Origin of the sequence: Streptomyces poonensis (genome assembly GCF_014650915.1) — a bacterium.
In the GTDB taxonomy this organism is placed as follows: domain Bacteria; phylum Actinomycetota; class Actinomycetes; order Streptomycetales; family Streptomycetaceae; genus Streptomyces; species Streptomyces poonensis.
Genome location: NZ_BMVW01000017.1, coordinates 132079 through 150882, shown reverse-complemented (window position 1 = coordinate 150882; position 18804 = coordinate 132079). Strand labels below are relative to the sequence as shown.

Below are 18804 nucleotides of genomic sequence, written 5' to 3'. Positions count from 1 at the left end.
TTCTCCTTTGCCCACATTAAGCGCGGATGCCTGTCGGCGCGCTGAGTATGCGGCAGGCTGGAGCAATGACGGCGGACGATCCGGCCGCGGCAGAGCGGCGCGCGGCATTTCCGGACAGGGACAGGCCGACGGCGGAGGACCGGCGCGCGGTACACCGACAGCTCGCGCTGGGCAGAGTGCTCCCCCTGGGCGGCCCGCGCGACGGCACGTGGATCACGGAGCGGGCGGCCCGGCCAGCCCTGCACGACGCGGCCGCCTCGGTGCGCGGGGTGCGCCCGGGCCGGCTGCGGATCTCGCCAGCCCGCCCCGACGAGTCGTACGACCCGGCCGTGCCCCCGCCGCCGAGCGCGCTGCCGCCGGGGCCGCTCCGCATCGACGTGGAGTTCCGGGTCTCGGCGGACCCGCTGGCCGCGGCCGCCGAGCCCCTTCCGGTGACGGCGGGCCGCCTCCGGGAGGTTCTGGCGCGGTCGGCGACGGAACGCCTCGGGCTGACGGTGACCGAGGTGGATCTGCGGGTGACGGGACTGCTCGACGCGGAGGAACCTCCGGCCCCGGCTCCTCCTCCGGAGGAGCCCTCCGCCGGGTTCCCCGGGGAGCGGAAGCAGTCGCCCGGGAACGACGAGGAGGCCCGCGTGGCCGCCGCCGTGCTGGCCGTTCCGGGCGTGACCCGGCTGACCGGCGTGCTGGGCGGGCTGGGCCGGGCGATCCACATCGGGGCACCCGGACGCACCGCCCCGTCCGGCACCGGCACCGGCACCAGCACCGGGACCGGCTCCGGACGAGGAAGCGGCCCCGCGCTGCCGCGCCGTCACGTCCGTGTCGAGATCGCGGTCGCGGCGTCACGGCGGACGCTGGACGTGGCGCGTGCGGTGCGCGCGGCGGCGGGCGGGGCGCTGCCGGACCACCCGTCGGTGGCCGTCCTGGTCACGGCGGTGGACCGGGCGGAGAAGGACTGAGCAGACGGCAAGGGACGAGCAGACGGAGCAAGGTGAACAGGCGAAGGAGGATGAACAGGCAGAGGGGGATGAGCGGGCGGAGAAGGATGAGCGCGCACAGGAGGATGAACGGGCGGAGGATCGGACGGAGGAAGACTGGAGCGAGCGCTCCCCCGCCCGCGCCGGGCCGCTACTCCCCGATGCCCGCCAGGTCCCGCAGCCGTCGGGCCTGGGCGGCCCGCTCGGCGGCACGCTGCTCCTCGTACGTCCGCTCCTGCGCGCCGAGGATCAGCGCCTTGGTCTCGATCACGGCGTCCCGCGGGGCGGCCAGCAGGGCCGACGCCAGGTCGCGCACGGCGTCGTCGAGCTGTCCGGCGGGCACGGCGAGGTTGGCGAGGCCGGCGGCCACGGCCTCCTCCGCCCGGACGAAGCGTCCGGTCACGCAGATCTCCAGCGCGCGGGCGTACCCCACGAGGGTCACCAGGGGGTGCGTGCCCGTCAGGTCGGGGACGAGGCCGAGAGAGGTCTCGCGCATGGCGAACTGCACGTCGTCCGCGACGACGCGCAGATCGCAGGCGAGCGCGAGCTGGAAACCCGCGCCGATGGCGTGTCCCTGCACGGCGGCGATGGACACGATGTCGCTCCGCCGCCACCAGGTGAAGGCCTCCTGGAACCCGGCGATGGCCGTGTCGATCTCGGCGTCGCTGCCGCGTGCGAGATCGGTGAACGACGGCTCGCCCTCGATGCCTTCCGGTGTGAACATCTGCCGGTCGAGCCCCGCCGAGAACGACTTGCCCTCGGCGCGCAGCACGACCACCCGGACGGAGCCCGGCAGCACCCGGCCGACCTCGGCGAGCGTGCGCCACAGAGCGGGGCTCTGCGCGTTGCGCTTGGCGGGGTTGGTCAGGGTCACCGTGGCGATCGCGTCGTCGACGGTGAGCCGTACGCCGTCCTTGTCGAGAACAGGAGCGAGGTCCTGGTCGGGCGAAGCCATGGGGCGCCTCCGATGAGTGCGGTCGGATGGACGCCGTACGTTGCGCACGCCGGCGTCCGTAAGTGACTGCACAGTAACCACCCGGCCGGTCCGGGAGTCCCCCGGGTCCCTCAAGGACTCAGGGGGAGACCGGCCGGGTGACCACCGTCGAAGACGAGGGGCCGCCCGGTGTCAGGCCGACTGGGCCTTCTTGCCCCGCGTCGCCCCGCCGCGTCCTCGCAGCGTGACGCCCGACTCGCTGAGCATCCGGTGGACGAAGCCATACGAGCGGCCGGTTTCCTCGGCCAGTGCCCGGATGCTCGCACCGGAGTCGTACTTCTTCTTCAGGTCTGCCGCGAGCTTGTCGCGCGCGGCGCCGGTCACCCGGCTGCCCTTCTTCAGAGTCTCGGCCACCCGTGCCTCCTCATGGGAAGTGCGCTCTGGTCTCCTCATGATCACCCCTCCGCGGCCCGATGGCCACCCATTCGGCAAGGTCCGTAGGACAAGGTTGTGACGACAGGAGTGCGTACCCACGACCGGAATCCGCTATTCCGCGCCAGGGCGTCCGTGCGGCCGAACATGTTCTTCGAAGAAGCGGCAGGTCAGCGACGCGCGACGGCCGGGCCCCGGTGAAAGGGGGCCCGGCCGTTAAATCGGTGGTGAACACACCCGGGTACGAGGAGATCTCACACAGATGATGGATCACGGATCGGCCGAATGATCCATACGCAGTGGATCAGTCATTCGATCAAGTGGACGTGACGCCGTCCCGCGTCGCACCACGTCATCCGTCGCTCCGGGGCCGCGCCGGGCCCCGCGCGGGTTCAGGCGAGGGCGACGAGATCCGCGTAGCCGGCGCCCCACAGGTCCTCGATGCCGTCCGGGAGCAGAATGATCCGCTCCGGCTGGAGCGCCTCCACGGCGCCCTCGTCGTGGGTGACCAGCACGACCGCGCCCTTGTAGGTGCGCAGCGCGCCGAGGATCTCCTCGCGGCTGGCCGGGTCGAGGTTGTTGGTCGGCTCGTCGAGGAGCAGCACGTTGGCCGACGACACGACGAGCGTGGCGAGGGCGAGACGGGTCTTCTCACCGCCGGAGAGGACGCCGGCCGGCTTGTCGACGTCGTCGCCGGAGAACAGGAACGAGCCGAGCACCTTGCGGACCTCGACCAGGTCCATGTCGGGCGCGGCCGAGCGCATGTTCTCCAGCACGGTGCGGTCGGGGTCGAGGGTCTCGTGCTCCTGCGCGTAGTAGCCGAGCTTGAGGCCGTGACCGGGGACGACCGAGCCGGTGTCGGGCTGCTCCACTCCCCCGAGCAGCCGCAGCAGGGTGGTCTTGCCGGCGCCGTTGAGGCCGAGGATGACGACCCGGGAGCCCTTGTCGATGGCCAGGTCGACGTCGGTGAAGATCTCCAGCGAGCCGTACGACTTCGACAGGCCCTCCGCCATGAGCGGGGTCTTCCCGCAGGGCGAGGGCTCGGGGAAGCGCAGCTTGGCCACCTTGTCCTGCTGGCGCACCTCCTCCAGGCCGGACAGCAGGCGCTCGGCGCGGCGGGCCATGTTCTGCGCGGCGACCGTCTTGGTGGCCTTGGCGCGCATCTTGTCGGCCTGCGCGTTCAGGGCTGCGGCCTTCTTCTCGGCGTTCTGCCGCTCGCGCTTGCGGCGCTTCTCGTCGGCCTCGCGCTGCTGCTGGTAGAGCTTCCAGCCCATGTTGTAGACGTCGATCTGGGAGCGGTTGGCGTCCAGGTAGAACACCTTGTTGACGACCGTCTCGACCAGGTCGACGTCGTGGGAGATGACGATGAAGCCGCCGCGGTAGGTCTTCAGGTAGTCGCGCAGCCAGATGATCGAGTCGGCGTCGAGGTGGTTCGTCGGCTCGTCGAGGAGCAGGGTGTCCGCGTCGGAGAACAGGATGCGGGCGAGCTCCACGCGGCGGCGCTGACCGCCGGAGAGGGTGTGCAGCGGCTGGCCGAGCACCCGGTCGGGCAGGTTGAGCGCGGCGGCGATGGTGGCGGCCTCGGCCTCGGCGGCGTACCCGCCCTTGGTCAGGAACTCCGTCTCCTGGCGCTCGTACTGCTTCATCGCCTTGTCGCGCGTGGAGCCCTTTCCGGTGGCGATGCGCTGCTCGTTCTCGCGCATCTTGCGGATCAGGGTGTCCAGGCCGCGCGCGGAGAGGATGCGGTCGCGGGCGAGCACGTCGAGGTCGCCGGTGCGCGGATCCTGCGGGAGGTAGCCGACCTCGCCGGAGCGGGTGACGGTGCCCGCGGCGGGGATGCCCTCGCCCGCGAGGACCTTCGTCAGGGTGGTCTTGCCGGCGCCGTTGCGGCCGACGAGACCGATGCGGTCGCCCTTGGCGACGCGGAAGGTGGCGTTCTCGATGAGGATGCGGGCACCGGCGCGCAGCTCGATACCGGAGGCGGAGATCACGGACAGACTCCCGGGCAGGGTCGTTGACGGCGGGGTGGGCGGCTGAAGGCGGTCACGCCGTCTAATGCGCGAGGAGAATGGCCATGGGCCGATTCTAGCTGGGGGTAGCAAGCGGTTTTCCTGCCCGGCCGGGCGGGACGGCGTGGTCTCCGTCACCGTCGGGGAGCGGGGGCGGTGGCGGCGCGGTGGGGGCCTGGCGGTGTCAGTGGCGGGTGCCACACTGGGCGCCGGATCGGATTCCGGAGATGTCCGGCGCTGTTCCGGCCGCCGGGCGAGAGGGAGTGATCGGTATGGCGGGCATGGACGGTGGGCGTCCGAGCATCTGCCCGACGCTGCTCTACACGGACGCGAAGGCCGCGGTCACCCAGCTCACGGAGGCCTTCGGCTTCACCGAGCTGTCGGTGTACGAGGGTGAGGACGGCAGGGTGCTGCACGCCGAGCTGGTGCAGGGCAACGGCGCGGTGATGCTGGGGTCCAGGGGCAGCGGCAGCGCCTTCGACAACGCGATGAAGGGCGCGGGCCCCGTGGGGGTGTACGTCGTGGTGGACGACGTCGACGCACACCACCAGACCGCCGTGGAGCACGGCGCGGAGATCCTGATGCCCCCGACGGACCAGGACTACGGTTCCCGGGACTACATGGCCCGGGACGCCGAGGGCAATGTGTGGACCTTCGGCACGTACGCCCCCGAGACGGGGATCTGACACACCCCCGGCGCATCGGCAGCCCCGGCGCATCGGAACCCCTTCCGGGTACGTCGGCACCCGGCGCCCGGCACGGCGGCCGGGTCACCTGTGGACCGGGGTCCGTCAGCTGCCTCCGGTATGGACCTGGAAGGCGGCCCGGCGCACGGCCTTCGCCAGCGCCGGGTCGGGGTGCGCGGCGGCGAGCGCCACCAGGACCTGCACGGTGCGCGGATGCCCGACCGCGCGGACCTCCTCCAGGAGCGCGGGCACCGTGGGCTGCATCGCGGACTCCAGGTGCCGTACGAGGAGCGGGGCCTCACCGTGGTCGGCGACGGCCGCCGCGGTGTCCACCCACAGCCAGGTGGCCTCCTCGCGGGTCAGCGCCTCGTGTGCGTCCTCGGCGTCGGCGCCGTCGTGCTCGGCGAGCCAGAGCAGGGCGTACGGCCGCAGCGTCGGCTCGTCGACCGCCGCACGGACATCGGGCTCGGCCGGGGCACCGACCACGCGCAGCGCCTCGAAGGCGAGGCCGCGCAGCAGGGCGTCCTCGCCACGGGCGGCATCGAGGATCTCGGCGACGGCGCTGCCGACGGGGCGGGCGGCGAGCCAGGCGCGGTACTCGGCGCGGGCGGCGTTCGGACGCAGCTGCGCGCAGCCGCGGAGCATGTCCTCGGCGGAGACCTCGATGTTCCCGGCGGGGCTCTGCGCGGCGACGCAGATCTGCTCCAGCTTCACCCACACCGCCCAGCTGCCGAGCGGGGTGAGGGTGGCCTGGCCGTCGCCGTAGGTGAGGGCGCCGACCGAGGCGAGGGCCCGCAGGGCCCAGTCGAGGAGCGGGGCGAGCGGGGTGGCGTCACCGTCACCGATGTCCGCCGTCTCCGCGGAGGCCGGTGTGACGGCCTCGGAGGCCGGTACGGCTGCATCGGACACCGCTACGGCGGCATCGGGGACCGGTACGGCGGCATCGGGCCCGGGTTGGGGGCCGTACGGGACCTCGCAGCGCTCGGTGCGGAGCTCGGTGACCCGTTGCTCCAGGAGGTCGAGGAGCTGCTCGACCGGGACGGGACCGGCGGAGAGCTGGAGGAAGGAGAGCACCTGGGGCATCGCGGAGACGACCTCGGCGACGGCGGCGGGCTCACGGTCGGCCGGCTCGGGGTACGCGAGCGACCACGCGTCGAACAGGGCGACCCAGCCGCGCAGCACGGCACTGTCGTCGCGGTGCCAGGCGCGCAGCCGCCAGCCGGGGCGGGCGCTGCCGCCGTGCACCTCGACGAGGCCGGCGAGGCGTGCCGTGTCCCAGTCGGCGCGCACCTGCGCGGAATTCAGCCCGAGGTCGGCGGCGGCCCGTTCGGCGCTCGCGTCGGACAGGGTGCCCGTGGTGTCGGAGCCCGCGCCGGCCCCGTTCACGCCGTCGGGCCGCACGCTCGCCGGGCCGGTACGGAGTGCGGTGTCGGCCCAGCGCGCGACCCGTGCGGCGTCCGCCAGGCGGGCGCGGGCCATGCGGGCCAGTTCCGCCGGCGGAGGCGTGCCCTCCGGTGGCCGGGGTGCGGGGCGGCGGCGTTGGGTCACGGCTCGCGGAGCGGCGGCCAGCGTACGCGGGCCGACGAGTCGGAGCCTGGAGTCGCGCGGGTTACGGGACGTCACGGGGGCAGTCTTCCGGTTGACGGTCCGAAAACCCAAACGGAATGCCACAGCAGGCCGTCAGGGAGAGCAACGAGGCAAGCAACGACAGGGAACTGTGCCGGTCTCGGGCCCTCCCCGACCGGAAGCGGAATGTGCCGCTGGATGCCGGTGAGGACCCCGGAACCCGACCCGGAGCCACCGTCCGAGCCGCGACCGGGCACCGGCCCGGCGGGAGCGGTCCGTGCGGGCGCCTGTGCCGCTTCCCGTGCCGGTGGGTGTGCGGCGGCGCCGGAAGGCGGGACGGGCAGTGGTGCGCCGCCGTCGCGCCGCCACCGCGCTACCGATGCGAACCGGCCACAGACCGTCCCTGAGCGGCCCTGTCCGCCCCGCCCCGCTCACCTCGACGAGTACTCACCTCAATCCTCAATGAGTGCTCACATCAACGGGACGAGGAACCGGCGGAGGGTCTCCTCGTACCCCTCGGGGTCGGCGTTCCACATGGCGCCGTGGAAGGCGTGCGGGATCGTGTGGAGGGCGACGAGGGCCGGGTTGCGGTCGGCGAAGCGGCGGGTCAGGGCCCAGGGGGCGACGGTGTCGCCCGGGCCGTGGAAGACGAGGACCGGCACCCTGGGCCGTTCGGGGCCGGTGGCCGCGAGGACGCGGTCGGTCCGCAGTCCGGTGCGCCCCTGGGCGGCGCGGACCGCCAGCGGCAGCAGGGCGCCGGGCGTGCGGCGGGCGGCGGCGAGGGCGCGCAGCGTGGTCTCCCAGCTGAGTACGGGCGAGTCCAGGACCAGCCCCGAGATCCGGTCGCGCAGCGCGGAGCGGGCCGCCGTGTGCAGGGCCATCGCGGCACCGGTGGACCAGCCGAGGAGCACCACCCGGTCGGCGCCCTCGCGCAGGGCGTACCGGACGGCCGCGTCCAGGTCGCGCCACTCGGTCTCGCCGAGGCGGTTCAGACCGTCCGGGGGCCGGGGGGCACCGGGGTCGCCACGGTGGACGGGGACGAGTACCGGGAACTGCTGGCTGTGCAGGAACCCCATCACGTTCATGGCGTGCTCGCGGGTGGTGCCCAGGCCGTGTGCGGCGATCACCCAGGTGCTCCGGGCGGCGGGCACGAACCAGGCGGGCAGTGCGCCGAGCTCGCCGGGGACGTCGACGTCGGTGTGGTCGAGGCCGAGGGCCGCGCCCGGCTCGCCGACGTACAGGTTCGGGGTGAACCACACCTTGTCGCCGGGCGTGAGGGTGCCGTGGGTGACGCGCTCCAGACGGCGGGCGACCGTGTCCACGGAGTGCTGGACGGCCTCCAGGACCGGGCCGACGACCGCATGGGACCCGTCCCCGCACAGTCCGTACCTCCCGGGCCGCAGGGAGGCGAGGTGGCGGGTGAGCGTGATCTGCCCGGCGGCCGTCGCATGGACGGTCAGGCGGGGTTCCGTGGGCAGCGGCCGGCCCGCCGGCGCCCGCAGCGCGGCGTCGCTGGCGAGCCGGCCGGCGGCGACGCTCGCCGCGCCGGCCGCGAGGGCGGCGGTGACGGCCGCGGCCGCGGCTTTGACTGTGCGCACGCCCTCAGTGTCCTTTCCTGCGCAACGGGCGGCCAGTGGGAGAACGGGCCGACGGACCGGTGCCGGGGGACGCGGATCGCGGGCCGCGGATCGCGGGCCGCGGATCGCGGGCCGCGGGTGGCGGGTGACGGGCGGCGGAGACCGCCGGGTCCCGCCGGGTCCCGCCCGGTCCCGCCGTGCATCGGCATCCTCCGGGTCGATCTCCGGTTACCCCCACAGGCCCCCGGTCACTCCACCCGTCGTCGGCCGCTCCGCCGACCATCGGTCACCGACCACCGGTCACCGACCACCGGTCGCCGTCACCGATCACCGGCCGCCGGTCACTGAGTCGCCCGTTGCTGCGGCTGCCCGTAGCCCCGCAGCCGCTCCCCCACCTCCGCCACCTGTTCAGGGCTCAGCAGCGAGGGCGTCAGGCCGGGGACGGAGGACGCCGTGAGCCAGACCCGGCACATCCACTCCAGCTGGGCGGTGCGGTCGTACGCCTCGGAGAGGGAGGACCCGTGGGCGACCGTGCCGTGGTTCTGCAGGAGGCAGGCGGTGCGGCCCTCCAGGGCCCGGAGCATGTTCTCGGCCAACTCGTGCGTGCCATATGCCGCATACGGGGCAACCCTTACGGGTCCGCCGAGCGCGGCGGCCATGTAGTGGATCAGCGGGAGTTCCCGTACGAGCGTGGAGACGGCCGTCGCGTGGACGGCGTGCGTATGGACGACGGCGCGGGCGCCGGTCGTGCCGTACACCGCGAGGTGCATGGGCAGCTCGCTCGTCGGCCGGAGGGAGCCGAGGACCTGGCGCCCGTCGAGGTCCACCCCCACCACGTCATCGGGGGTCAGCCGCTCGTACGGCACTCCGGTGGGTGTGACCAGTACCGTCTCGCCCACACGTACGGAGACGTTGCCCGACGTACCGACCACCAGACCGTCGGCCACCGTCCGGCGCGCGGTGGCCACGAGTGCGTCCCACGCCTGCGCCACACCCTCCGGAACGCCCCGCTCCCGCGCCCTCCGCGCGCCCCGTCCGTCCGCACTCGTCTCCCACGGGCCGCTCGCGCCCCTTCGCTGCTCAGCCATGCCGCGATCCTGCCAGGCAGGGGGCGTGCGGGGTGGCGGAAGCGGGGAGTGTAGAGCGGAACAGCGGAGTCCGACAGACCCGATATGCGTATACGTCACCCTCTTGTGTGGATTGGCCGATGATCGACCGAGATTCAACGATCTTCCAGTAATCTCTGGACGATTTGTCGTACACGCCGCCATTTCCGGGGGGAAACATGGCCCGTGATCGCCAGCCGTCCCGTCACCGTTCCCGACTCATCGCCTCGTCCCTCACCGCGCTCGCCCTCGGAGGGACCCTGCTCGCCGAGATTCCGGTCTCGGCCGCGGGCAAGCCGAGGGGACACGACGTCTCCTCGCACCAGAAGAACGTGAACTGGTCCAAGGCCAAGGCGCGGGGCGCCCGGTTCGTCTACGTCAAGGCGACCGAGTCCCACACCTACCGCAACCCGTACTTCACCCAGCAGTACACCGGCTCCCGCAAGGCGGGGCTGCTCCGCGGCGCGTACCACTACGCCGTGCCGAACAAGTCCTCCGGCGCCCGCCAGGCCGCCTTCTTCGTGCGCAACGGCGGGGGCTGGAGCGCCGACGGCTGGACGCTGCCGCCGGCGCTCGACATCGAGTACAACCCGTACAGCAGGAAGAAGAAGTGCTACGGCATGAGCAAGGCCCGGATGGTCGGCTGGATCAAGTCCTTCAGCAACGAGATGAAGCGGCTGACCGGTCGCCGTCCGGTGATCTACACGAACACGAACTGGTGGAACAAGTGCACGGGCGGCAGCAAGGCGTTCGCCGCGAATCACGCGCTGTGGGTGGCCCGCTACGACACGGCGAGCGCGGGGAAGCTGCCGGGCGGCTGGAAGTACTGGACGATCTGGCAGCACGACAACAGCGGCCGGCTGCCCGGTGACCAGAACATCTTCAACGGATCCATGGCCCAGCTGAAGCGCTTCGCGAGGGGGTAGCGGGAGGAGCGGGCCGAAAGCGGCCGGCGCCCGGGTGGCGGAGAGGGTGGTGTGCGTCACACGCGGGGCGAGGGGTGGAGGCGCGAGGCGGGACCGATCGGGAGCGGTTCCTCGCAGGGCGTCACAGAGCCGATACGGAGGGCAGCATTCCGCCTCCGTTCGAAGCGCCTCCGCCTCCGATCCGGATACCGGTCGTCACTCTCGGCACAAACGGAACAGCGACACCCCGATTTGATACATCCCTCAGCCTGACTCAGTTCATCTTCCGTTCACCCAGGTTGCTTACGTTCGCCGTGCCACTGACGTCCAACAGAAGCCCGGGTAAATGGAAAGCTTCTCGCTGATCCTCGCGATCGTGGTGATCACCGCGCTTGCGTTCGATTTCACGAACGGTTTCCACGACACCGCCAACGCGATGGCCACCACCATCTCGACCGGTGCGATGAAGCCCAAGGCCGCGGTGGCCATGTCCGCCGTTCTCAACCTTGTCGGCGCGTTCCTGTCCATCGAGGTCGCCAACACGATCTCCAAAGGCCTCGTCGACGAGAGCGGTATACAGCCAGAGGTGATATTCGCGGCGCTCGTCGGCGCCATCCTCTGGAACCTGCTCACCTGGCTCGTCGGACTGCCGTCCAGCTCCTCGCACGCCCTCATGGGCGGTCTGATCGGCGCCACCGTCGCCTCGGCCGGTATGGGCGCGGTGCACGGCGACGTCCTCGTCACCAAGGTGCTGATCCCCGCCGTCGCGGCCCCGGTCGTCGCGGGTGTCGCCGCCATGCTCGCCACGCGGCTCACCTACAAGCTGGGCGAGCACACGACCGAGAAGGCCTCCTCCAAGGGCTACCGCGCCGGCCAGATCGCCTCGGCGGGCCTCGTCTCGCTGGCCCACGGCACGAACGACGCCCAGAAGACGATGGGCATCATCACCCTGGCCCTGGTCGCCGGCGGCTCGCTCGCCCCGGACTCCGACCCGCCGGTGTGGGTCATCCTCTCCGCCGGTCTGGCCATCGCGGCCGGCACCTACCTGGGCGGCTGGCGCATCATCCGCACGATGGGCAAGGGCCTGACCGACCTCCAGCCGCAGCAGGGCTTCGCCGCCCAGACCAGCGCGGCGACGGTCATCCTGGCCTCCTCCCACCTCGGCTTCTCCCTGTCCACGACGCACTCGGTCTCGGGTGCCGTGATGGGCGCGGGCCTCGGCCGCAAGGGCGGCGTGGTCCGCTGGTCCACCGCCACCCGGATGTTCGTGGCCTGGGGCCTCACCCTGCCGGCCGCGGCCCTGGTCGCCGCGCTCGCCGAGTGGGTCACCGCCTTCGGCACCTGGGGCACCGCCCTCGTCGCGGTCTTCCTGGTCGCCTCGAGCGCCGCGATCTGGGTCGTCTCCCGCCGCGAGGTGGTCGACCACACCAACGTCAACGACACGGACGAGCCCGCCGGGGCCACCGAGCCCGCCGGTGTGGTGACCCAGGCCGTGGCCGCCGTCACGCCGCCGCCGGCCGGCACCCTCACCGACGACCTGGCGGTCACCATCCCGGCCCAGCCCGACTCCTCGTCCGCCCCGGCCGCCCCCGCCGGCTCGACGTCCTCGTCGGCCGTGGTCTGAGCGCCAGGCCCGAGTTCAAGGAAGTAACCCGCCATGCACATCGACTGGGCAGCCCTCGGCTCCGTCTTCGGAGTCAGCCTCGTGGTCACCGTGGTCCTCGTCGGCCTCTTCGTCCTCGGCGTCATCGGCCTCTCCAAGCGGGAGACGGCGACGGCGTCCGGCGGCTCGGCCGCCCTCGCGACGGCCGGGGCGTACGCCTGCTTCGCGGCCTGCGTGGCGGCGGTGGCGTACGGGATCTACCTCATCGTCGCCTGACCGTCGCCTGAGCCCGGCCCCACCCCGGCTCCACACCTCGCGCCCTGTCCGGTACCCCCTCCACGGGGCGTCGGGGCAGGGCGCGCCCTGTTGTTCGTCCGGGGAGGGGCACGCCCGCTCCGGCAGGTCCGGGCAGGGGCACGCCCGCCTCGGCAGGTCCGACGACGAGGCCCTGTCCGACGGCCTGGGCCGAGCCCGTCCCGGTCCCGCGCTGTGGGCCTCAGCACACTCCCCCCGTGCAGGTCAACAGCAAGTTGACTGGAATTCGGAGCACGTGGTGGACTGCCGGAGCCATATACGGCGGCAGGAGAGGAAGCCGGTGAGAATCCGGCGCGGTCCCGCCACTGTCACCGGGGTGCACACCCCGGGAGCCAGGAACTCTCACCGCCGGTCTCGTCGAACCAGGGCGTGGACACCCTGAGTGAGGACATACCGCCATGCTCGGCTGCCGTTCGAGGTCTACCAGCGACACCCCGCCCGTTCCTGCGGTCGGCTGAGCCGATGCGGGCCGAACGCGTTTTCGCGTACGGCGCCGCCGCCGGCCTCCTCGGTGACCTGCTCCTCGGCGATCCCCGCCGCGGGCATCCGGTCGCCGTGTTCGGGCGGGCCGCGGCTGCCGTGGAACGAGGGCTGTGGCGGGACCACCGTGGGTGGGGCGCGCTGCACACCGCCGTGTGCGCCGGCGGGGCCGCGACCCTGGCCGCCGTCGCCGCACGTGCCGTCCGCACCTCCCCCGTCGCCTCCGTCGCCCTGACCTCGGCCGCCACATGGGCCGTCGTCGGTGGCACGTCCCTCGCCCGTGAGGCACGGACCATCGGACGGGCCCTCCAGGCCGGTGACGTCGAGGCCGCCCGCGCGCGGCTGCCGCACCTGTGCGGACGGGACCCGCACGCCCTCGACGCCGACGGGATCGCCCGGGCCGTCGTCGAGTCCGTCGCCGAGAACACCTCCGACGCCGTCGTGGGAGCGCTCGTGTGGGGCGCCGCGGGCGGCGTGCCGGGGCTCGTCGGCTTCCGGGCCGTCAACACGCTCGATGCCATGGTGGGGCACAGGTCGCCCCGGTACCTGCGCTACGGGTGGGCGTCCGCGCGCCTCGACGACCTCGCCGGATGGCCGGGAGCGCGGCTGACCGCCGTGCTCGCCGTCCTCGCCGGCGGCGCCCCGCGCCCGGCCGCGCGCGCCTGGCGCGCGGACGCACGCAAGCACCCCAGCCCCAACGCCGGACCCGTCGAAGCCTCGTTCGCGGGGGCGCTGGGCGTCCGGCTGGGCGGGACCCTGTCGTACGGGGGGCGGGTGGAGCACCGGCCCGTGCTGAACGGCGACGGGCGCGCCGTCGTGGCCGACGACATCGAGCGGGCCGTACGGCTGTCCCGGCGGGTGAGCTGGCTCGCGCTCGGCGTGTGCGCCGGCGTGCGGCTGCTCGGCCGCGGGGTCGGCCGCGGGGCCTTCGGAAAGGCATCCGGGAAGGCCTCCAGGAAGGGGCGTACGTCATGAGTGGTGGACTGCTCGTCGCCGGGACCACCTCCGACGCCGGCAAGAGCGTCGTCACCGCCGGGATCTGCCGGTGGCTGGTCCGGCAGGGCGTGAAGGTGGCGCCGTTCAAGGCGCAGAACATGTCCCTCAATTCGTTCGTGACGCGCGAGGGCGCCGAGATCGGGCGGGCGCAGGCCATGCAGGCCCAGGCGTGCCGCGTGGAACCGACCGCGCTCATGAACCCCGTACTGCTCAAGCCCGGCGGCGAGCAGAGCAGCCAGGTCGTGCTGCTGGGCAAGCCGGTGGGCGAGATGAGCGCGCGTGGGTACCACGGCGGGCGGCAGCAGCGGCTCCTCGGGACCGTGCTGGAGTGCCTCGCCGAGCTGCGGGGCACGTATGACGCGGTGATCTGTGAGGGGGCCGGTTCGCCCGCCGAGATCAATCTCCGGCGGACCGACATCGTCAACATGGGCATCGCGCGGGGCGCCCGCCTGCCCGTCCTCGTCGTCGGCGACATCGACCGCGGCGGCGTCTTCGCCTCCTTCTTCGGAACGGTGGCGCTGCTCTCGCGCGAGGACCAGGAACTCGTCGCCGGGTTCCTCGTCAACAAGTTCCGCGGCGACGTCTCGCTGCTGGAACCGGGGCTCGACATGCTGCACGGGCTCACCGGCCGGCACACGTACGGTGTCCTCCCCTTCCGGCACGGCCTCGGCATCGACGAGGAGGACGGGCTGCGCGTATCGCTGCGCGGGACCGTACGGGAGTCGGCCGTGGCCCCGCCCGTGGGCGAGGACGTGCTGCGCGTGGCCGTGTGCGCGGTCCCGCTGATGTCCAACTTCACCGACGTGGACGCCCTCGCCGCCGAACCCGGTGTCGTCGTGCGCTTCGTGGACCGGCCGGAGGAGCTGGCCGACGCGGACCTGGTGGTGATCCCTGGAACGCGCGGTACCGTGCGCGCCCTGGAGTGGCTGCGCGAGCGCGGGCTCGCGGACGCCCTCGCGCGCCGCGCCGCCGAAGGGCGCCCCGTCCTCGGCATCTGCGGCGGCTTCCAGCTCCTCGGCGAACACATCGAGGACGAGGTCGAGTCGCGTGCGGGGCACGTCGACGGGATCGGGGTGCTGCCGGTGCGGGTGCGGTTCGCGCGCGAGAAGACCCTGACCCGGCCGGTGGGCCGGGCTCTCGGCGAGGACGTCGAGGGATACGAGATCCATCACGGCGTCGCCGACGTCCAGGGCGGGGAGACCTTCCTGGACGGCTGTCGGGTCGGCCAGACCTGGGGCACCCACTGGCACGGTTCGCTGGAGTCGGACGGCTTCCGGCGGGCCTTCCTGCGCGAGGTGGCGGCCGCCGCGGGCCGCCGCTTCGTACCCGCCCCCGACACCTCGTTCGCCGCGCTGCGCGAGGAGCAGCTCGACCGGCTCGGCGACCTCATCGAACACCACGCGGACACGGACGCGCTGTGGCGGCTCATCGAGTCCGGCGCGCCCACAGGACTGCCCTTCATCGCACCGGGAGCGCCCGCATGAGCACTGTGCTGTTGTTGTCGACCGCCGACACGGATCTGCTGGCGGCCCGTGCCTCCGGCGCCTCCTACCGGATCGGCAACCCGACCCGCGTAAACGTCGCGGAGGAGCTGCCGGGACTCCTCGACGGCGCGGACATCGCCGTCGTACGCCTCCTCGGCGGCAAGCGCGCCTGGGAGGACGGGCTCGCGGCGCTGAAGGCGTCGGGCGTCCCGACCGTGCTGCTCGGCGGCGAATCCGTGCCCGACGCCGAGCTGATGGCCGAGTCGTCGGTGCCGGCGGGCGTGGTGGCAGAGGCGCTGCGGTACCTCGTCGAGGGCGGCCCGGAGAACCTCACCGAGCTGGCGCGCTTCCTGTCCGACACCGTGCTGCTGACGGGCGAGGGCTTCGAGGAGCCGCGGAAGATGCCGGAGTACGGCGTCCACGGCTCCCGTGAACTACGGGAAGGCCGCCCGACCGTCGGCGTGCTCTTCTACCGGGCCCACGAACTGAGCGGCAACACCGCCTTCGTGGACACCCTGTGCGACGCGATCGAGGCGCGGGGCGCCGACGCGCTCCCGGTCTACTGCGGTTCGCTGCGCGGCGCGGACGAGGGCCTGTACGAGATCCTCGGGCGGGCCGACGCGCTGGTCGCCACCGTGCTCGCGGCCGGCGGCACGCACGCCTCGCAGGCGTCGGCGGGCGGTGACGAGGAGTCCTGGGACATCGGGGCGCTCGCCGACCTGAACATCCCGGTGCTGCAGGGGCTGTGCCTCACGTCCTCCCGCGAGGCGTGGGACGCGTCGGACGCGGCCCTCTCCCCCATGGACGCGGCGATGCAGGTCGCGATCCCGGAGTTCGACGGCCGGCTGATCACCGTCCCGTTCTCCTTCAAGGAGCAGGGCCCGGACGACGTCCCCGTGTACGTCGCCGATCCCGAGCGGGCCGGGCGGGTGGCCGGGATCGCCGTACGGCACGCGCAGCTGAAGCACAAGGAGAACGCCGAGAAGAAGATCGCGCTCGTCTTCACCGCGTACCCGACCAAGCACTCGCGGGTCGGGAACGCGGTCGGCCTGGACACGCCGGCTTCGGCGGTACGGGTGCTCGATGCCCTCCGGGACGCCGGATACGTCGTGGAGGGCCACCCGGACAACGGCGACGAGCTGATCCACCGCCTCATCGAGGCCGGCGGCCACGACGTCGAATGGCTCACCGAGGAGCAGCTCGCCGCGGCTCCCGCGCGCGTGCCGCTCGCCGACTATCAGGCTTGGTTCGACAAGCTCGACAGCGAACTGCGCGACGCCATGCTGGAGGCGTGGGGCGAGCCGCCCGGCAGCCTCTACGTGGACGGCGACGACATCGTGCTGGCGTCGCTGCAGTTCGGGAACGTCGTCGTCATGATCCAGCCGCCGCGCGGCTTCGGCGAGAACCCGATCGCGATCTATCACGACCCGGACATGCCGCCGTCGCACCACTACATGGCGGCGTACCGGTGGCTGGAGAACTCGTTCGGTGCCGACGCGATCGTGCACATGGGCAAGCACGGCACGATGGAGTGGCTGCCGGGCAAGGGTCTCGGGCTGTCGCGCGGGTGCGCGCCCGACGCGGTCCTGGGTGATCTGCCTCTGATCTATCCCTTCATCGTCAACGATCCCGGCGAGGGCACCCAGGCCAAGCGCCGCGGCCACGCCACGGTCGTCGACCACCTCGTGCCGCCGATGGCCCGCGCGGACACCTACGGCGACCTGGCCAAGCTGGAGCAGCTCCTCGACGAGTACGCGCTGGTGTCGGACCTCGACCCGACGAAGGCCCCGGCGGTCCGCGCGCAGATCTGGACCCTGGTCAAGGCGGCGGAACTCCACCACGACCTGCACGTCGACGACCAGCCGGACGACGACGACTTCGACGAGTTCGTCATGCACATCGACGGCTACCTGTGCGAGATCAAGGACGTGCAGATCCGCGACGGCCTGCACATCCTGGGCGGCGGCCCGGTCGGCGAGCCGCGCGTCAACCTCGTGCTCGCCGTGCTGCGCGCCTCCCAGGTGTGGGGCGGGCAGGCCAACGCGCTGCCGGGGCTCAGGGCTTCGCTGGCCGAGCACTTCGGGCTGGTGGAGAAGGAGCTGCTCGCCGAGCCGGGCGCGCCGGTGAAGGTGCCGGTGGAGCTGACGGACCTGGTGGACGGCCCGTCCCGTACGGCCGCCGACGCCATCGACCTGCTGGAGCAGCTCTGCCGACGGGTCGCGGAGGGCATGGAGGAGCGTGGGTGGGACGGTTCTGCCGCGCCCGCGCTGGTGCGTGAGGTGCTCGGCGGTACCGAACTGCCGGACGCGGTGGCGGTGCTGAAGTTCGCGTGCGACGAGGTCGTGCCGCGCCTCGCCCGCACCACGGACGAGATCGGTCACATCCTGCGCGCGCTGGACGGCGGTTATGTCCCGGCCGGTCCGTCCGGCTCGCCGACGCGCGGCCTGGTCAACGTCCTCCCGACCGGCCGCAACTTCTACTCCGTCGACCCCAAGGCCATCCCGTCCCGGCTGAGCTGGGAGGTCGGCCAGTCGCTCGCGGACTCGCTGGTGCAGCGGTATCTGCAGGACACCGGTGAGTACCCGAAGTCCGTGGGCCTGACGGTCTGGGGTACGTCGGCCATGCGCACCCAGGGCGACGACATCGCCGAGATCCTGGCGCTGCTGGGGTGCCGTCCGGTGTGGGACGACGCGTCGCGCCGGGTGACCGGCTTCGAGATCGTGCCGGCCGAGGAGCTGGGCCGGCCGCGCATCGACGTCACGGTCCGTATCTCCGGGTTCTTCCGGGACGCGTTCCCGCACGTGGTCGGGCTGATCGACGACGCGGTGCGGGCGGTGGCGGAGCTCGACGAGTCGGCCGACCAGAACTACGTCCGCGCCCACGCCGACGAGGACACCGCCGAGCACGGCGACCGGCGGCGCGCGACGGCCCGGATCTTCGGCTCGAAGCCGGGGGCGTACGGGGCGGGTTTGCTGCCGCTGATCGACGCGCGGAACTGGCGGAGCGACGCCGACCTCGCCGAGGTGTACGCCGTCTGGGGCGGCTACGCGTACGGGCGCGGGCTCGACGGGCGGGCCGCGCGCGGGGACATGGAGACGGCGTTCAAGCGGATCGCCGTGGCCGCGAAGAACGTGGACACCCGCGAGCACGACCTCGTCGACGCGGACGACTACTTCCAGTACCACGGCGGCATGGTCGCCATGGTGCGCCACCTGACGGGCGAGAGCCCCGAGGCGTACGTGGGTGACTCCGCCGTACCCGATCAAATTCGGACACGGACGTTGGGTGAGGAGACTCACCGCGTCTTCCGGGCTCGTGTAGTCAATCCGCGCTGGATGAGCGCCATGAGGAGGCACGGGTACAAGGGCGCGTTCGAGATGGCGGCCACCGTGGACTACCTGTTCGGGTACGACGCGACGGCCGGGGTCGTGGACGACTGGATGTACGAGAAGTTGTCGGCCGAGTACGTGTTCTCGCCGGAGAACCAGGAGTTCATGCGGAAGTCCAATCCCTGGGCTCTGCGGGGCATCACGGAACGGTTGCTGGAAGCGGCGGACCGAGGGCTGTGGGCGGAGCCGGACCAGGAGACCTTGGACCGGCTCCGGGCGACCTACCTCGAGCTTGAGGGAGATCTGGAGGGGAGCGAATGACCTTCTCCCGAACCCCCGCGTCGGCGGGGACGACACACGGTGCATCTCGTCGCCGAGCGTCCGCGTCGGACCATCCCCGCATCGGCG

At 72.6% G+C, this 18804-nt stretch carries 14 protein-coding genes and 1 riboswitch; of the genes, 8 read left to right on the top strand and 6 right to left on the bottom strand.

What is annotated here, in order from left to right; genetic code table 11:
• Positions 1-65: 65 nt before the first annotated feature.
• Positions 66-956, top strand: a complete 891-nt coding sequence (locus IE242_RS31175; RefSeq protein WP_229859672.1) for a nucleopolyhedrovirus P10 family protein — start codon at positions 66-68, stop codon at positions 954-956.
• Between the two features lie 169 nt (positions 957-1125).
• Here the strand turns inward: IE242_RS31175 and IE242_RS31170 are convergent, their stop codons facing one another.
• From IE242_RS31170 to IE242_RS31160, 3 genes are all read right to left on the bottom strand, one after another.
• On the bottom strand, positions 1126-1929 hold the full coding sequence (locus IE242_RS31170) for an enoyl-CoA hydratase/isomerase family protein (protein WP_189865274.1): 804 nt from the start codon (positions 1927-1929) through the stop codon (positions 1126-1128).
• Between the two features lie 171 nt (positions 1930-2100).
• On the bottom strand, positions 2101-2322 hold the full coding sequence (locus tag IE242_RS31165; protein WP_030578326.1) for a helix-turn-helix domain-containing protein: 222 nt from the start codon (positions 2320-2322) through the stop codon (positions 2101-2103).
• Positions 2323-2732: 410 nt separating this feature from the next.
• Positions 2733-4331, bottom strand: a complete 1599-nt coding sequence (locus tag IE242_RS31160; protein WP_030578323.1) for an ABC-F family ATP-binding cassette domain-containing protein — start codon at positions 4329-4331, stop codon at positions 2733-2735.
• Between the two features lie 290 nt (positions 4332-4621).
• Between IE242_RS31160 and IE242_RS31155 the strand changes: the two genes are divergently transcribed.
• Positions 4622-5035 (top strand): VOC family protein, encoded by a 414-nt coding sequence (locus IE242_RS31155; RefSeq protein WP_189865272.1) that lies wholly within the window; start codon positions 4622-4624, stop codon positions 5033-5035.
• A gap of 105 nt (positions 5036-5140) precedes the next feature.
• On the opposite strand, the gene IE242_RS31150 is transcribed toward IE242_RS31155, so the two are convergent.
• The 3 genes from IE242_RS31150 to IE242_RS31140 form a co-directional block, all read right to left on the bottom strand.
• Entirely contained in the window at positions 5141-6658 is a 1518-nt protein-coding gene (locus tag IE242_RS31150) for a hypothetical protein (RefSeq protein WP_189865270.1), read from the bottom strand.
• Positions 6659-7071: 413 nt separating this feature from the next.
• Positions 7072-8199, bottom strand: coding sequence for an alpha/beta hydrolase (locus IE242_RS31145; RefSeq protein WP_189865267.1), 1128 nt, complete (start codon positions 8197-8199; stop codon positions 7072-7074).
• A 320-nt stretch (positions 8200-8519) separates the two neighbouring features.
• Positions 8520-9266 (bottom strand): class II aldolase/adducin family protein, encoded by a 747-nt coding sequence (locus IE242_RS31140; RefSeq protein ID WP_189865265.1) that lies wholly within the window; start codon positions 9264-9266, stop codon positions 8520-8522.
• A gap of 197 nt (positions 9267-9463) precedes the next feature.
• On the opposite strand from IE242_RS31140, the gene IE242_RS31135 reads away from it, so the two are divergent.
• The 6 genes from IE242_RS31135 to cobN all read left to right on the top strand — a co-directional run bounded on the left by IE242_RS31135 (position 9464) and on the right by cobN (position 18717).
• The gene (locus tag IE242_RS31135) at positions 9464-10210 is read left to right on the top strand and encodes a lysozyme (protein WP_189865263.1); all 747 of its coding nucleotides are present in this window, start codon (positions 9464-9466) and stop codon (positions 10208-10210) included.
• Positions 10211-10535: 325 nt separating this feature from the next.
• Complete coding sequence (locus IE242_RS31130; RefSeq protein ID WP_189865261.1) at positions 10536-11813, top strand: inorganic phosphate transporter; 1278 nt, start codon at positions 10536-10538, stop codon at positions 11811-11813.
• A gap of 33 nt (positions 11814-11846) precedes the next feature.
• A complete protein-coding gene (locus tag IE242_RS31125) occupies positions 11847-12068 on the top strand; it encodes a hypothetical protein (protein WP_189865259.1) in 222 nt (73 codons plus the stop codon).
• 261 nt (positions 12069-12329) lie between these two features.
• A riboswitch (cobalamin riboswitch) is annotated at positions 12330-12468 on the top strand.
• A 101-nt stretch (positions 12469-12569) separates the two neighbouring features.
• Entirely contained in the window at positions 12570-13562 is a 993-nt protein-coding gene (locus tag IE242_RS31120; protein ID WP_189865257.1) for a cobalamin biosynthesis protein, read from the top strand.
• Positions 13559-15067 carry a cobyric acid synthase gene (locus IE242_RS31115; RefSeq protein WP_189865255.1) on the top strand — a complete coding sequence of 503 codons (1509 nt, stop codon included), beginning with the start codon at positions 13559-13561 and terminating at the stop codon, positions 15065-15067. Before IE242_RS31120 ends, IE242_RS31115 begins: the two co-directional genes overlap by 4 nt.
• A complete protein-coding gene (gene cobN / locus IE242_RS31110; protein ID WP_189865253.1) occupies positions 15064-18717 on the top strand; it encodes a cobaltochelatase subunit CobN in 3654 nt (1217 codons plus the stop codon). Before IE242_RS31115 ends, cobN begins: the two co-directional genes overlap by 4 nt.
• The last annotated feature ends 87 nt before the right edge of the window (positions 18718-18804 follow it).